The sequence below is a fragment of the Thiomicrorhabdus sp. zzn3 genome (assembly GCF_029767755.1).
Lineage (GTDB): Bacteria > Pseudomonadota > Gammaproteobacteria > Thiomicrospirales > Thiomicrospiraceae > Thiomicrorhabdus.
In genome coordinates this window covers 1,073,153-1,087,566 of sequence record NZ_JARUQS010000001.1, presented here as the reverse complement: position 1 = coordinate 1,087,566, position 14,414 = coordinate 1,073,153, and the positions used below count along the sequence as shown (strand labels likewise).

General features: G+C 46.1%; 17 protein-coding genes. All 17 read left to right on the top strand.

The annotated features are described in order from the left end of the window. Positions 1-11: 11 nt before the first annotated feature. The 17 genes from QCB44_RS05065 (at position 12) to QCB44_RS04985 (ending at position 14,372) form a co-directional block, all read left to right on the top strand. Positions 12-884, top strand: a complete 873-nt coding sequence (locus QCB44_RS05065) for a prephenate dehydrogenase/arogenate dehydrogenase family protein (RefSeq protein WP_279408282.1) — start codon at positions 12-14, stop codon at positions 882-884. A gap of 39 nt (positions 885-923) precedes the next feature. Next, the gene (gene aroA, locus QCB44_RS05060) at positions 924-2,261 is read left to right on the top strand and encodes a 3-phosphoshikimate 1-carboxyvinyltransferase (RefSeq protein ID WP_279408281.1); all 1,338 of its coding nucleotides are present in this window, start codon (positions 924-926) and stop codon (positions 2,259-2,261) included. Between the two features lie 2 nt (positions 2,262-2,263). Next, positions 2,264-2,941 (top strand): (d)CMP kinase, encoded by a 678-nt coding sequence (cmk, locus tag QCB44_RS05055; protein ID WP_279408280.1) that lies wholly within the window; start codon positions 2,264-2,266, stop codon positions 2,939-2,941. A 225-nt stretch (positions 2,942-3,166) separates the two neighbouring features. After that, positions 3,167-4,828 carry a 30S ribosomal protein S1 gene (gene rpsA / locus QCB44_RS05050; protein WP_279408278.1) on the top strand — a complete coding sequence of 554 codons (1,662 nt, stop codon included), beginning with the start codon at positions 3,167-3,169 and terminating at the stop codon, positions 4,826-4,828. 199 nt (positions 4,829-5,027) lie between these two features. Then, entirely contained in the window at positions 5,028-5,333 is a 306-nt protein-coding gene (locus tag QCB44_RS05045) for an integration host factor subunit beta (protein ID WP_279409189.1), read from the top strand. Positions 5,334-5,420: 87 nt separating this feature from the next. Further along, the gene (locus QCB44_RS05040; protein WP_279408276.1) at positions 5,421-5,762 is read left to right on the top strand and encodes a LapA family protein; all 342 of its coding nucleotides are present in this window, start codon (positions 5,421-5,423) and stop codon (positions 5,760-5,762) included. A 14-nt stretch (positions 5,763-5,776) separates the two neighbouring features. Beyond that, positions 5,777-6,493: an orotidine-5'-phosphate decarboxylase gene (pyrF, locus tag QCB44_RS05035; protein ID WP_279408274.1), complete on the top strand. Its 717-nt coding sequence runs from the start codon at positions 5,777-5,779 to the stop codon at positions 6,491-6,493. Positions 6,494-6,675: 182 nt separating this feature from the next. Further along, positions 6,676-7,008: a 30S ribosomal protein S6 gene (rpsF, locus tag QCB44_RS05030; protein WP_279408272.1), complete on the top strand. Its 333-nt coding sequence runs from the start codon at positions 6,676-6,678 to the stop codon at positions 7,006-7,008. A 3-nt stretch (positions 7,009-7,011) separates the two neighbouring features. Then, positions 7,012-7,239 (top strand): 30S ribosomal protein S18, encoded by a 228-nt coding sequence (gene rpsR / locus QCB44_RS05025; RefSeq protein ID WP_279408270.1) that lies wholly within the window; start codon positions 7,012-7,014, stop codon positions 7,237-7,239. A 28-nt stretch (positions 7,240-7,267) separates the two neighbouring features. After that, a complete protein-coding gene (locus tag QCB44_RS05020) occupies positions 7,268-8,158 on the top strand; it encodes a DUF2232 domain-containing protein (protein WP_279408269.1) in 891 nt (296 codons plus the stop codon). A 16-nt stretch (positions 8,159-8,174) separates the two neighbouring features. Further along, positions 8,175-8,627 carry a 50S ribosomal protein L9 gene (gene rplI, locus QCB44_RS05015; protein ID WP_279408268.1) on the top strand — a complete coding sequence of 151 codons (453 nt, stop codon included), beginning with the start codon at positions 8,175-8,177 and terminating at the stop codon, positions 8,625-8,627. 199 nt (positions 8,628-8,826) lie between these two features. Then, positions 8,827-10,260, top strand: coding sequence for a replicative DNA helicase (gene dnaB / locus QCB44_RS05010; protein WP_279408266.1), 1,434 nt, complete (start codon positions 8,827-8,829; stop codon positions 10,258-10,260). Positions 10,261-10,267: 7 nt separating this feature from the next. Then, complete coding sequence (alr, locus tag QCB44_RS05005; RefSeq protein ID WP_279408265.1) at positions 10,268-11,350, top strand: alanine racemase; 1,083 nt, start codon at positions 10,268-10,270, stop codon at positions 11,348-11,350. A gap of 43 nt (positions 11,351-11,393) precedes the next feature. Then, positions 11,394-12,011, top strand: a complete 618-nt coding sequence (locus QCB44_RS05000; RefSeq protein WP_279408264.1) for an NUDIX domain-containing protein — start codon at positions 11,394-11,396, stop codon at positions 12,009-12,011. A 131-nt stretch (positions 12,012-12,142) separates the two neighbouring features. Further along, positions 12,143-12,589 carry a hypothetical protein gene (locus QCB44_RS04995; protein ID WP_279408263.1) on the top strand — a complete coding sequence of 149 codons (447 nt, stop codon included), beginning with the start codon at positions 12,143-12,145 and terminating at the stop codon, positions 12,587-12,589. Then, positions 12,586-13,968 (top strand): MATE family efflux transporter, encoded by a 1,383-nt coding sequence (locus QCB44_RS04990; RefSeq protein WP_279408262.1) that lies wholly within the window; start codon positions 12,586-12,588, stop codon positions 13,966-13,968. The genes QCB44_RS04995 and QCB44_RS04990 overlap by 4 nt, the downstream gene beginning before the upstream one ends. Beyond that, the gene (locus tag QCB44_RS04985) at positions 13,965-14,372 is read left to right on the top strand and encodes a YchJ family metal-binding protein (RefSeq protein WP_279408261.1); all 408 of its coding nucleotides are present in this window, start codon (positions 13,965-13,967) and stop codon (positions 14,370-14,372) included. Before QCB44_RS04990 ends, QCB44_RS04985 begins: the two co-directional genes overlap by 4 nt. The last annotated feature ends 42 nt before the right edge of the window (positions 14,373-14,414 follow it).

The following is a 14,414-nucleotide window of genomic DNA, read 5'->3' as shown; positions in this document are numbered from 1 at the left end:
AATGAAAAAAAATGAAGTTAAAAAAAGTAACAGTTATTGGTGTGGGGCTTATTGGAGGCTCTTTTGCCAAAGGGTTGAAACAAAGCGGCTTGGTTGATCAAGTAACCGGTTATGGCCACAATGAGTCAAATCTTAAAAAAGCCGTTGAGCTTGGCGTGGTGGACGATTTTACAACCGACATGGCAGAAGCGGTGGCTGACAGTGACCTTATTATGCTGGGTGTTCCCTTGGGGGCTATGCAAGAAGTTTTACACGCCATGCGTCCGTTTTTGAAGGAAGGTGCCATCATTACCGATGGTGGCAGCGCTAAAATGAGTGTGATTGAGGCGGTAAAATCGGTTTTTGGTGAGTTGCCTGCACATTTTGTTGCTGGGCATCCAATTGCAGGAAAAGAACAAAGCGGTGTCACTGCGGCTTGTGAAAAACTGTTTGTCGATCACCGTGTGATTTTAACGCCTACAGCAGAAACGGATTGCGAAGCGTTGCAGACAGTAACCGAATTGTGGCAAGCGCTTGGTGCGGAAGTAGTCAATATGGCGCCGGATTATCATGATGAAGTGTTGGCAGCAACGAGTCATTTACCCCATATGCTGGCATTTACTCTGGTGGAAATGCTGAATGAGCACCCAGAGTTGGGCAACGTCTTTCAGTATACTGCGGGCGGTTTCCGTGACTTTACCCGCATTGCGTCCAGTGATGCCGTCATGTGGCGCGATATTGCAGTCAATAATTCGATCGCTATTGCGAAGTGGCTTAAGTACTACCAACAATCGATTGGGCATTTGATCGATTTGGTAGAGCAACAAGATGGTGAGGGTTTGTATGCGTTGTTTCATGAAGCTAAAACTGCGCGCGACAAACATATTGTCAACAAGCAAAGTTGATAAGTTTCTATTGAATTCAATAAGTTAAAGATTAAGTTTATGGCAAATGTAAAGTTTATAGTTCAGCCCGGGGGAACCATTAAAGGTCGTGTACGTGTACCAGGCGACAAGTCGATTTCTCATCGTAGTATTATGCTGGGTGCGATTGCAGAAGGAACCACAACCGTCACCGGTTTTCTGGAAGGGGCCGATGCATTAGCAACTCTCCAGGCGTTTAAAGACATGGGGGTTGAAATTGAGGGGCCTGAAAACGGCAATGTCACCATTCATGGTGTAGGTCTACTCGGATTAAAAAAACCTCAAAAACCAATGGATATGGGGAATTCCGGAACGTCCACCCGTCTATTGGCGGGGATTTTGGCGGGGCAAAATTTTGATTGTGAGCTGGTTGGTGATGCTTCTTTATCTAAACGCCCTATGAAGCGAGTCACAGATCCTCTTGCTTTAATGGGGGCTAAGATTGAAACCGCTGAAGGCGGTACTTTGCCGATGAAAATATTTGGCACCGGTGAGCCGTTAAAAGCGATGGATTATGTTTTGCCGATGGCCAGCGCACAGGTGAAGTCATGTGTTTTATTGGCAGGGCTTTATGCTGAAGGGCAGACTTGTGCTTTGGAACCGGCTCCAACCCGGGATCATACTGAACGCATGTTAAATGGTTTTGGTTATGAGGTGCACTCTGAAAAGCTCGATGCTTTGCGCACTAAAGCCTGTTTGCGTGGTGGCGGTAAGTTAACGGCGCGTCATATCGATGTGCCTTCGGATATTTCTTCAGCGGCCTTTTTTATGGTGGCTGCAGCCATTTCCAAAGGCTCCGATCTGGTTATTGAACATGTCGGCATGAATCCAACACGTACCGGTGTGGTGGATATTCTGAAGCTGATGGGGGCGGACATTACCTTGGAAAATCCTCATGAAGTTGGCGGTGAGCCTGTTGCGGATGTGCGTGTGCGTTATGCACCGCTTAAAGGCATCCAGATTCCTGAGGAATTGGTGCCATTGGCGATTGATGAGTTTCCGGTGTTGTTTGTCGCTGCGTCCTGTGCAGAAGGTCAGACGGTATTGACAGGCGCGGAAGAGTTGCGTGTTAAGGAGTCGGATCGTATTCAGGTAATGGCGGATGCTTTGCAGGCCGTTGGAATTGATGCCCAGCCGACTGAGGACGGCATGATTATTAATGGGGGGCAGCAGCAGCCGCAAAATGCTGAAATTCAGAGTCATCACGACCATCGTATCTCTATGGCGATGACCGTGGCCGGTTTGAATGCGGCTTCCGAACTGGTGATTGACGACTGTGCGAACGTAAACACTTCCTTCCCGACTTTTATTGAGTTGATCAATGCGGTTGGGATGAATGTTGAATCGGTTAAGGAGTGAGTATGAGTACTTCGCAAACAGTTCCGGTGGTTACGATCGATGGGCCGAGCGGCGTTGGAAAAGGAACATTGGCGCAATATTTAACCTGTAAAACGCGTTTTCACCTGTTGGACAGTGGTGCTATTTATCGTGCTCTGGCGTTTGGTGCGATTAAGCATGCCGTTGATCTGTCAGACGTTGCAGGCCTGGTTAAATTGGCGGAATCTCTACCGGTTGAATTTGTTGCAACCAGTATTTTGTTTGAAGGTGATGATGTGACCTCGAGTGTGCGTACCGAAGAGGTGGCTGCAGTAGCTTCAAAAGTAGCGGCGATTCCCGAGGTTAGGGCGGCATTATTAGCCCGCCAGAAAGCATTTGCAAAATCACCAGGACTGGTGGCTGATGGACGAGATATGGGGACAGTGGTATTTCCACAAGCGAATTTAAAGTTGTATTTAACCGCCTCAGCTGAAGTTCGTGCAGAAAGACGGGTTAAGCAGTTGAAAAACCAAGGGGTTAATGCTAATATTGATCAAATTATTCAAGACATTAAAGAAAGGGATGAGCGGGATTCGAATCGAACGACCGCGCCTTTGAAACCGGCCGATGACGCTATTGTGATTGACACCAGTGATTTGGATGTTGAGCAAGTCTGTCGTAAAGCCGAGTCTTTACTGTGGGAGCGAGGATTATTGATGTAATCTTAACTCATCATAAAAAACTTCTTTAATGAATTAGTTGTTTTTGCTAACATGTTGAATTAGTTAAAATTATTGATCCTTGCCCTGCGATTCGGGGCAGGGATTTTGTTTTTTTCTGCTGACCGTTTGGGGGGTTGGCACATTACTAACTGACCCGGTTGTCGTTTGAAATCCCAATTTGAAAGTGACAGTCGGCTATGTACAACGATGAATGGTACTTTATCCATGAGTGAATTATCTTTCGCTGAATTATTTGAAGAGTCTTTACAGCAAGACAAATTTAACACAGGTTCTCTGATTATCGGGACTGTTGTCGGCATCGACAAAGAGACTGTATTGGTTGACGCAGGTATGAAATCTGAGTCAGCAATTCCTAAGAGCCAATTTATGAACGCTAACGGTGAGTTAGAGGTTTCTGTTGGTGATGAGGTTGAAGTTTTCCTTGAGTCTTTGGAAGACGGAATGGGGGAAACACGTCTTTCTCGTGAAAAAGCTAAGCGCGCTAAAACTTGGGATAAGTTGGAAGCGGCTATGGAGAAAGGTGAAGTGGTTACCGCCATGGTTACCGGTAAGGTAAAAGGTGGTCTGACGGTTGATGTTGACGGTGTTCGTGGTTTCTTGCCTGGTTCACTTGTGGATGTACGTCCTATCCGTGATTTCGGCTTCTTGGAAGGTAAAGAAGTTGAGACTAAGCTAGTTAAACTGGATCGTAAGCGTAACAACGTGGTTGTTTCTCGTCGTGCGGTGATTGAGCAAGAAAGCTCGGCTGAACGTGAAGCACTATTGGCGAACATGGAAGAAGGTTCTGTACTGAAAGGTATTGTTAAGAACTTGACTGACTACGGTGCGTTTATTGATCTTGGCGGTGTTGACGGTCTTCTTCACATCACGGATATGGCTTGGCGTCGTGTTAACCACCCATCTGAAATCGTTCAGGTTGGTGATGAAATCGAAGTTAAGGTTCTTAAGTTCGACAAAGAGCGTAACCGTGTATCACTGGGTCTTAAGCAGTTGGAAGAAGATCCATGGGCAGATATGGTTGCTCGTTACCCAATTGGTGCTGAGACAGCAGGTAAAGTGGCTAACATCACGGACTACGGTGCCTTCATCGAGATCGAAGATGGTATTGAAGGTCTGGTCCACACTTCTGAATTGGATTGGACAAACCGTAACATTCACCCATCTAAAGTGGTTCACTTGGGTCAAGAAGTGCGTGTTAAGATTCTGGATGTTGATCAAGAGCGTCGCCGTATCTCTCTATCGATCAAGCAGTGCACAGTTAACCCATGGGAAAGCTTCTCTGCGACTCACGCGAAAGGTGACAAAATCAGCGGTAGCATCAAGTCTATTACTGACTTCGGTATCTTTATCGGTCTAGAAGGTGGTATTGACGGTTTGGTTCACTTAACCGATATTTCTTGGAATCAGCCTGGTGAAGAAGCCATTCGTGACTTCAAAAAAGGTGATGAGCTTGAAACGGTTATCCTTTCTATTGATCCAGAGCGCGAGCGTATCTCTCTTGGTTTGAAGCAGTTGGAGCAAGATCCATTCGGTCAATATGTTGCTGATCACGGTAAAAACAGTATTGTTGAAGGAACTGTGAAATCAGTAGACGAAAAAGGTGCTGTGATTGAGTTGGCTCCAGAAGTAGAGGGTTACCTGCGTGCTTCTGAGTTGCTTGAAGATACCCGTGATGCTTCGTCAGTATTGAAAGAAGGTGATACGGTTTCTGCGAAGATTACGAATATTGATCGTAAAAACCGTTCTGTTTCTTTGTCTGTTAAGGCTAAAGAAGCTCAAGAAGAAGCGAATGCTATTCGTGACTACACGGATCAGCAGCCATCTGCTTCAAGCACTTTGGGTGATCTTTTCAAAGACAAAATGTAATCTGACTAGCAATGGCCCAGCAAAGTTGATTGGGCCATTGCGTTTGTGATGTTGTCTTGGCATCGCATTTTGGTCTTTCTGACCCCGTCCTTATCCTGAATACATGTTTTATATCAAGCCTGAGTTAGGTTGGGGGTGCGGTCAGTTTTTGTTTGAAATATCTCTTTTCGAGAATAAAAAAGATATAGAGCTAGTTCCTATGACCAAGTCAGAACTTATTGAACTTATTGCAAGAAAACAGACTCAGTTTAGTCAGAAGGATGTTGAAATTGCAGTAAATAAAATTCTGGATTCTATGATTCATACTCTTTCTCAGGGCGAGCGAATCGAAATACGCGGTTTTGGGAGTTTTAGTTTGCATCATAGAAAAGCTCGTATTGGGCGTAATCCTAAAACAGGTGAAACGGTAAAATTATCTGATAAACGTGTGCCACACTTTAAGCCTGGAAAGTCTTTAAGAGAGCGGGTAGACGCATCAAAGGATTCGACCGATATCATTGGTTAAACCAAGAAAAGGGGCCAGCATATGCTGGCCCCTTTTTTATTTATCTTCTATAATTTTCTTCTTCTATTGTCTTTTGAGACGTGTCTTATGTTGAAGCTCATTTCATTGTTGTTTACTGCCCTGTTTCTTGTAGCGGGAGTAACACTCGGGGTCTTAAATCCCCAGCCGATTCAAATTGATCTTTTCTGGTGGCAGTTTAATGTTGCGCTAAGTGTTGTCATGGCGATTGTCTTTATTGCAGGCATGCTAATTGGTGCTTCGATTATGTTGGTGCAGGTTACCCGTTTAAAATGGCAGCTCGTGCGTCAAAAACGCCAGGTTCAAAAGCAGGCCAATGAAGTAGTGGAGTTAAAAAAACAATATGTAAGCTCGTTAACCACATTGGAAGGTAATCGTAACTTATTAATTAAAAAAGAGAATGCCGAATAAAGCAGGTTGAATGAATGGAAAATAATATTAATATGCCTGACCCAAAAGTATTAGTTGCTCTCGATTATGCGGATGCAGATGCGGCTTTGTCGTTTGTGTCTCAGCTAGAACCTGTTGAGTGTCGCTTGAAGGTTGGGAAAGAGCTGTTTGCAGTAGCTGGGCCTGAATTTGTCAAATCCTTGGTCGAAAAGGGTTTTGATGTTTTTTTGGACTTAAAGTATCACGATATTCCAAACACAGTCGCAAAAGCCGTTCAGGCGGCGGCTCGCATGGGGGTTTGGATGGTGAATGTCCATGCTTTAGGTGGCCGAAAAATGATGCAGGCAGCTAAGCAGGCATTGAAAGAATTGGATATGCCAAGAAAACCGATTCTGATTGCAGTGACCGTGTTAACCAGTATGGAGCAGGGGGATCTGCAGGAAGTGGGTTTGTCTGGCTCGCCAAAAGAGAATGTGATAAGGCTGGCTAAGTTGGCAGCGTCTTCCGGTATGGATGGGGTTGTGTGTTCTGCTCAGGAAGCAAGTGAGCTGCGTCAAGAGGTGGGTAAAGACTTTTATTTAGTCACGCCTGGTATTCGCCCTGAAGGGGCCGCTGTTAATGATCAAAAACGTATTATGACACCGCAAGAGGCGATTAAAGCCGGCTCCAGTTATTTGGTGGTGGGGCGCCCTATTACTCAGGCTGAAAGCCCCAAATGTGTTTTGCAGGCTATTAATCAAAGCCTGGCTTAAGCATTTGCTTGTTACTCAGACTGGTTTGAAATACAAGTGCTACCAAGGAGATATAACAGTTTGAATTGGAACTGTTATTCGGTTATAATTCGCGCCTTTCAGACTAAGTGTTTGAATTTCCTTGTCTCACCAGGCATGAAATGTTTTGGGAGACTGTTTAAACATCCATAAGGAGAATATGAATGCGTCATTATGAAGTCGTGTTTCTAGTGCACCCTGATCAATCTGAGCAGGTTCCTGCAATGCTAGAACGTTATCGCGCGATCATCGAGCAGTCTGGTGGTCAAATCCACCGTCTAGAAGACTGGGGTCGTCGTCAACTTGCTTACCTCATCAACAAGGTACACAAGGCACACTATATCCTGATGAATATCGAATGTAATCAAGAAGCTCTTGATGAGTTGGATAATGCTTTTTACTACAACGATGCGGTTCTTCGTAGCATGTTTATCAAGCGTAAAGAAGCAATCACTGAGCCTTCTGTTATGGTTGGTAAAAAAGAGTCTAAGGAGTAAGAGATGGCTAGAGGATTTGGTAGAAAAAAATTCTGTCGTTTTACAGTAGAAGGCGTTAAAGAGATTGATTACAAAGATTTGGATACTTTGAAATCATATATCACTGAGACTGGCAAGATCGTTCCTAGCCGTATTACGGGAACAAGTGCTAAGTACCAGCGCCAATTGGCAACTGCGATCAAGCGTGCACGTTACATCGCGTTGTTGCCTTATACTGATCAACACAAATAATTTTTGAAGATTCAGAATTAACAGAACGATGCTGGGAATCGCGAATTATGTTCTAAAAGGGCCGATGCAGGCTCTGATAGCCGCGGTTCTGTTTTCGGCATTAAGTGTATGGATTGCCCCTTTTGGCTTAGTTGTCGGAGCGGTAATCGGCCTGGTTACCCTAAGAGTAGGTGTAGCCGAAGGCTTGAAAGTGCTTGTATGGAGTGTGCTGGCGCAAGTCGGTCTAACCATGATGTTGAGCGGCAGTTATCTGCCAGCGATCATTGCGGTTATTGAATACATGGTGCCAGTATGGCTGATGTCTGTGGTATTGAGAAATACTAATTCATTGGCCCTGTCGTTACAGACAGCGATGATGATCGCGGGATTGGGTGTGGTGTTATTACATTTGGCCGTACCTAATCCAGCGGAGTGGTGGATGCACCTGTTTAATGAACAGGTCAAACCTTTGCTTGAGAACTCCGGCGTGGAGTATCAGGCGGAAGGTGTTGAAGCACTGGTGAAAATGGTCACCATGTTACTCGCCATGTTTGCAGTCATACTTTGGTTTTCCATTGTGGTTATTGCGCGCTGGTGGCAGGGAGCTTTATTCCATCCGGGACAGTTCCAGACTGATTTTTATCAGATGGCATTGCCTAAGTCGACTGCTTATGTCGCGATTATATTGGCTATAGCTGGTTTACTAGCCGGTACAGAATCCGGAATTGTTTACGATCTTTCCGGCGTATTGGTAGCCGGACTGATGTTTCAGGGATTGGCGATTGCGCACCAGACTGTAGCAATTAAGCAGCTTCATAAAGCATGGCTTGTGACACTTTATGTAATGTTATTTCTGTTTCCTCAAGCAATGCTGATACTGGCGACGATTGGTCTGTTGGACGCATGGGCTAACTTTAGAGACCGATGGTCGCAAGAATAAACAAGAGGTTTAAGCTATGAATGTTATTCTGCTTGAAAAAGTACAAAACTTAGGAACATTGGGTGATCAGGTTTCAGTGAAAGCAGGTTATGCACGTAACTACTTGATTCCACAAGGTAAAGCAAAGCCAGCTACAAAAGAAAATATTGCTGAGTTTGAAGCAATGCGCGCTGAGCTTGAAAAAGCGGCGGCTGCACAATTGGCAGTTGCACAGGGTATCTATGAGAACTTGAACGGTCAGGTCATTACGATTGAATCTGTTGCGGGTGATGAAGGTAAATTGTTTGGTTCTGTTGGAACACAAGATATCGCTGATGCACTGGCTGCAGCTGGCTTTGAAGTCGAGCGTCGTAATGTACGTATGCCAGAAGGCGCGCTACGTTTCGTAGGTACTTACGAGATCGACGTTCAGTTGCATACTGATGTAGTAGCTTCAATTACTGTTGAAGTTAAAGCGACTCAAGAATAATTTCTTAAGCGTTTAACTTTTACAAAAGCGGCGTATTCCATTTAGGGGTGCGTCGCTTTTTTTGTTCCTGAGGTAACTTGGATTCTCTGTGTACTTCAAGTCACAACCGTTTTACATTTCGTTATAATAATTTGCTCTATCATGTCACTTTATTACGCTTTATATGAACCTAGCTGAACGCCCATCACAAAAGAGCTCTATGTCAGAAAAAAATGTAGAAACTTTATTTAAAGTTCCTCCGCACTCCATTGAGGCTGAGCAATCGGTGTTGGGGGGCTTAATGCTCTCGAATGACGCTCTCGAAGATGTGATTGTCATCATTAATGAAAGCGATTTTTATACCCAGCAACACCGCTCGATCTTTTCTAGTATCGTTGAGTTGAGTCGTAATAACAGGCCTTTTGATCTGGTGACCGTTGTCGAGCATTTGGCGTCGGTGGGTCAGCTTGAGCAAGCTGGTGACAAGGCGTATTTGGCCGATTTGGTTAAGAACACCCCAGGTTCAGCCAATATTCTGTATTACGCTAAAATTGTCCGTGACAAATCCATTTTACGCAGCCTGATTCAAGCCGGAAACGAGGTGGTGGAAACCGCCTATTTTCCACAAGGAAAGGATATCCGTGAAGTATTGGATATTGCTGAATCCAAAATCATGTCCATTGCGGAACATGGTGAGGGCAAAGAGCGCCAGTATAAAACTATGGATGTGTTGCTTGAAGCGGCCATCAATAAAATCGACGAGCTTTTTAATACCGAGGGTACGATTACCGGTGAAGCGACACACCTGACTGAATTCGATGAAATTACTTCCGGCTTGCAACGTGGCGATTTGATCATTGTTGCTGGACGTCCGTCGATGGGGAAAACCACCTTTTCGATGAATATGGCCGAGAATATTGCGACTAAGAACAATACTCCCGTAGCCGTTTTCAGTATGGAGATGCCGGGTGAAGCACTGGCTATGCGTATGATCAGTTCGATCGGACGGATTGATGCTGGACGGATGCGTACCGGTAAGCTTCAGCAAGAAGATTGGCCAAAGCTTAATAAAGCCATCAATATTCTTTCTCAAGCCAAGGTTTATATTGATGACACGCCAGCATTGATGATCACCGAGCTTCGTGCGCGTGCGCGACGTATCGATAAAGATATTCGTGACCTGCAACGTAAGGAGGCGATTCAGGCTGGAGTGGAAGATCCAGACTCCAAAGTGACGGGGCTCGGACTGATTGTGGTCGATTATCTTCAACTTATGCGCGGTTCTGCCGGAGCCGAAAACCGGGTTAATGAAATTTCAGAAATTTCCCGAGGGCTTAAGGCTTTGGCTAAAGAGTTGGAAATCCCTGTTATTGCTTTGTCTCAGCTTAACCGTAGTTTGGAGCAGCGTCCGAATAAACGTCCTGTCATGTCCGATTTGCGTGAGTCCGGAGCGATTGAGCAGGATGCGGACTTGATCATCTTTATCTATCGTGATGAGGTGTATAACAAGGAAAGTGAAGATAAAGGGATTGCTGAAATCATACTTGGTAAACATCGTAACGGGGCTTTAGGGACGGTACGTTTGACCTTTATCGGTGAATACACTCGTTTTGAAAACCATGCTGCTTATGCACCTGAAGAAGCGCACTACTAAGTTTCTTATGAGAAAATCCATGTACCGACCTGCCAAAGCCTTTATCCACTTGCCAGCACTACGCCATAATTTGCAGGAAGTCAAAAGGTTGGCGCCGAAAAGTAAGGTGTTAGCGGTGATTAAGGCGAATGGATATGGGCATGGGATCAATCGTGTGGCACACCAGCTGAATTGCGCCGACGGTTTCGGTGTGGCGTGTATTGATGAGGCTATTGTCCTTCGTCAAAAGGGGTTTTTGCATCGTATCCTTCTACTGGAAGGACTTTTTTCCGAAGCGGAAATTCCTCTTGTTTATCAGCATCGTCTTGATCTGGTAGTGCACTCGGAACTTCAATTGAACTGGCTGCTGGAGTCACCTTATACCGGACCATTGAATGTTTGGATTAAAGTCGATAGCGGTATGCATCGTCTTGGCTTTGACCCGGAAGTTGTTCCCCAGGTTATAAACCGTTTGCAAAGTAGCGATAAAGCCTTGCAAATACATGTGATGTCGCATTTAGCGTCAGCGGATGAATCCGATGCCTTTACCCAACAGCAGATCGGGTGCTTTGACCCAATAGTGAAGGCACACTCTTTTCCAGCCAGCCTGGCGAATTCAGCCGCTCTGCAACTTTATCCAGAAACGCATTACGACTGGGTGCGTCCAGGGATTATGTTGTACGGAGCCGGTCACTGTCCAAGTTGTAAGGCCGATTTAAAACCGGTGATGAAGTTGGCATCGGAAATCACCTCTTTAAAGTGGGTCAAACAGGGCGAGTATGTCGGCTACGGCAATACCTGGCAGGCACAAAGAGACACTTTTGTTGGGGTGGTCGCCATCGGCTATGGAGACGGTTATCCTAGGCACGCTCCGAGCGGCACGCCAGTGGTAGTGGGTGGCCAACGCGTTCCTCTGATTGGTCGCGTTTCTATGGATATGGTCTGCGTCGATTTAACCGATCTGGCGGATCAGGTTGCTATTGGTGATGAGGCGATTTTATGGGGAACGGATCTTCTCAGTGTTGATGAGGTCGCTAAATTTGCCGGTACCATCGGTTATGAACTGCTCTGTGGAGTCACTAAGCGGGTTCCGATGATTGAAGTTCAATAGATTTGAAATGAAATGCGATGGACACCTTGTTTTAAGGAGCTTTATGGGCAGTACTGGCAGTTGCAAAGACATTAAAATCAATCACATAGAAAGCGGATATGATGGCTTTTTTAAGATAGAACTGCTTGATTTTAAGCACACCCTGTATCAAGGAGGCTGGTCACATTCAATTCAGCGCGAGCTTTTTGGTCGTGGTCAGGCTGTGGTGGTGTTGCTTTATGATCTCCAAAAACAGATTGTGGTGTTGGTCGAGCAGTGTCGAGCGGGTGCCTTGCGCCATGCTCTCGATTCCGGCAAAACTGAACAGGCCTGGTTGCTTGAACCGGTGGCGGGAATGATTGATGCTGGTGAAACCGCTGAAGAGGCCGCTCATCGCGAAGCGAAAGAAGAGGCCGGTGTAGAAGCGCTCTCTTTGGAATATGTCTGTCAGTTTTATCCCAGTCCAGGTGGCAGTGATGAAATTTTGCATTTGTTTGCTGCTGAAGTGAATGCCGAAGATTTACCTGATTATGCGGGGCTGGATGAAGATGGTGAAGATATTAAAATCGTGCCATTGCCGTTTGATGAAGCGAGCCGCAAACTGCAGGCCGGGCAATTTAATGTGGCCAGCACGATTATCGCTTTGCAGTGGCTGTTTATGCATAAGGCGGTAAAGGGCTGAGAGAGCCGGTGCGGTTGTCATCTTGCCTGCATTAAAGGTGAAATCCCGTTTTTTCAATTTGTTAAAGTTTTTTATATATGTTGTGTCTGTTTAAAAATAGCCATGTTCACCCCCGTTTAAATCGCTATTTGATGGTGATATCGTGGCTAGCTGTAGCCGCTTGGCTCTATTTTGCGTTTATCGAGAAGGCCCTTTGGAGCAAGTTATTCAGTGGTGAAGCCTTATTGGTTGATTTGCTGTTGGGGTTGCCACTGGTTTTGATGCTCGCCGTCGTGGTGTATGCGACCCTGTACTGGCTGTTGAAACTGCTCGTGGTGGTGTTTCTTCCTCAAGCCATTGTTCCAGCAGAGTCTGAGCATGATGCCCAGTTGGACGAAAATCATAAAGCGCTGGAGGAGACTTATGGCGAGCGTTATTGGGAAAATTTGGATCAGGCTGATGTTCCAGACTCCAAACGCTCTTCAGTGACACGTCGAGTGGGAGGCGCCCAGCGGCAAAGTGCTGATAGCACCTTAGATAACTCCGAAGACAGTCAAAAACCCTCTAGCTCTGTTTCGGTCGATTCAGAGCGGTCATGACTTCTGCCGCTGTTGCACGCCATGAAATCCGGCAGCTGTTTCGGTTGGCGCTGCCGATCTTCTTGGCTCAGTTGGCGCTGACAGCTCTGGGCGTCATCGATACAATTATGTCCGGTTGGGTCGGTACGGATGATCTCGCCGCGATCGGCCTCGGTTCCAATATTATGTTGCCGGTCTTTATTTTCGGAACCGGCATTCTGTTGGCCTTGACCCCTCTCGTGTCAAAACAATATGCGGCCAAACAGCTGGATAAGCTTCCTCTTTATTTGAATCAAGGAATGTGGCTAGCACTGCCTTTAGGCGTGTTTTCCATGGTCTTGCTGATGAACCTGCAATATTTGCTGGTTCAATTGGAGCTGTCACCGCAAGTCTATCAATTAACCGAAGATTACCTCTTTTATATTGCCTGGGGCTTGCCGGGCGTGGCTTTTTATCAGGTGTTGCGTTTTTTCTGGGAGGGGTTGGGCACAACCTTGCCAACCATGTGGATCAGCTTTGTGGCTTTGATGGTGAATGTGCCTTTAAATGCGCTGTTTATCTATGGCTTTGAGGGGTGGGTTGAGCCATTAGGGGCCGCTGGTTGCGGGGTGGCCAGTGCGCTGGTCATGTGGTTAATGTTTGTTTTAGGGTTGCTGTATGTCTATCGCTCTCCGCTTAGTCGACCGTTTGTTGCGCTATCTCGTTTGGGATGGCCGCAATGGCATGGGGGTATGGCAGATATTTTGCATATCGGTTTTCCAAACTCCTTAGCGTTGCTTTTTGAGGTCAGTCTGTTCAGTTTTATTGCCCTGTTTATCGCTCAATTGGGTTCGGTGGTGATCGCGGGCCATCAGATCGCGATTAGTTTTACCTCTTTGGCTTTTATGTTACCGCTGAGTTTGGCGATGGCCATTACGGTTCGGGTCAGTCGTGGTTACGGAGCTCAAGACGCCGCTGCCGTCAAATTAAGCTTGTATGTAGGACTCGGTATCGCGCTGTCAATTGGAGCAGGCCTGTCTGTTTTCACCTTTCTGTTACGTGATTACATCGTGGCGCTTTATAGCCGTGATTCCGAAGTCTTGGTATTGGCATCGGCACTCTTGGTATTTGCCGCTTATTACCAGGTGTTTGATGCAGTTCAAGTCGCGGCAGCAGGTGCTTTACGAGGCTTTCATGATACTCGAGTCACTATGGTGGTGACCTTTATCAGTTACTGGATGTTTGGTTTGGCGGGTGGTTATGCATTGGCTTATACCGACTGGTTTACTGAAGCTCCGATGGGGGTTGCCGGTTTTTGGTTGGGGATTGTGCTTGGGTTAAGTCTTGCAGCCATCTTATTGCTATGGCGTCTAAAGCAGCAATATCGCGTGCGTATGAGTGAATCAGGAGGCTTTCAGTGACAGAGCAGACGACTCGAAAAACTGAACAGACCTGTCCCTGCGGTTCAGGCAAGCCCTATAGCTTGTGTTGTCAGCCTTTGCATCAAGGTGTCGAATTTGCACAAACGGCCGAGCAGTTAATGCGTTCCCGTTACAGTGCATTTGTTCTGCAGTTGCAAGGCTATCTGTTACAAACTTGGGCACCTGAGACCCGCCCACAAGATGTGGCGTTTGATCCTGCCATGAGCTGGCAAAAACTCACGATTCTTGAAAAGAAAAAAGGTCGTGTCAGGGATCAGAAAGGGTGGGTGACTTTTTGTGCTGAATACCAGGCCGGTTTGCAGCGTTTTAAATTCGTTGAAAAGAGTCGTTTCCGAAAAGATGCACAAGGGCGCTGGCTGTATGTGGATGGCGAATTTATTTAGTTGAAGGGGTGGGGTAAGGCTTTTGACCAGGCCTGTTCCATT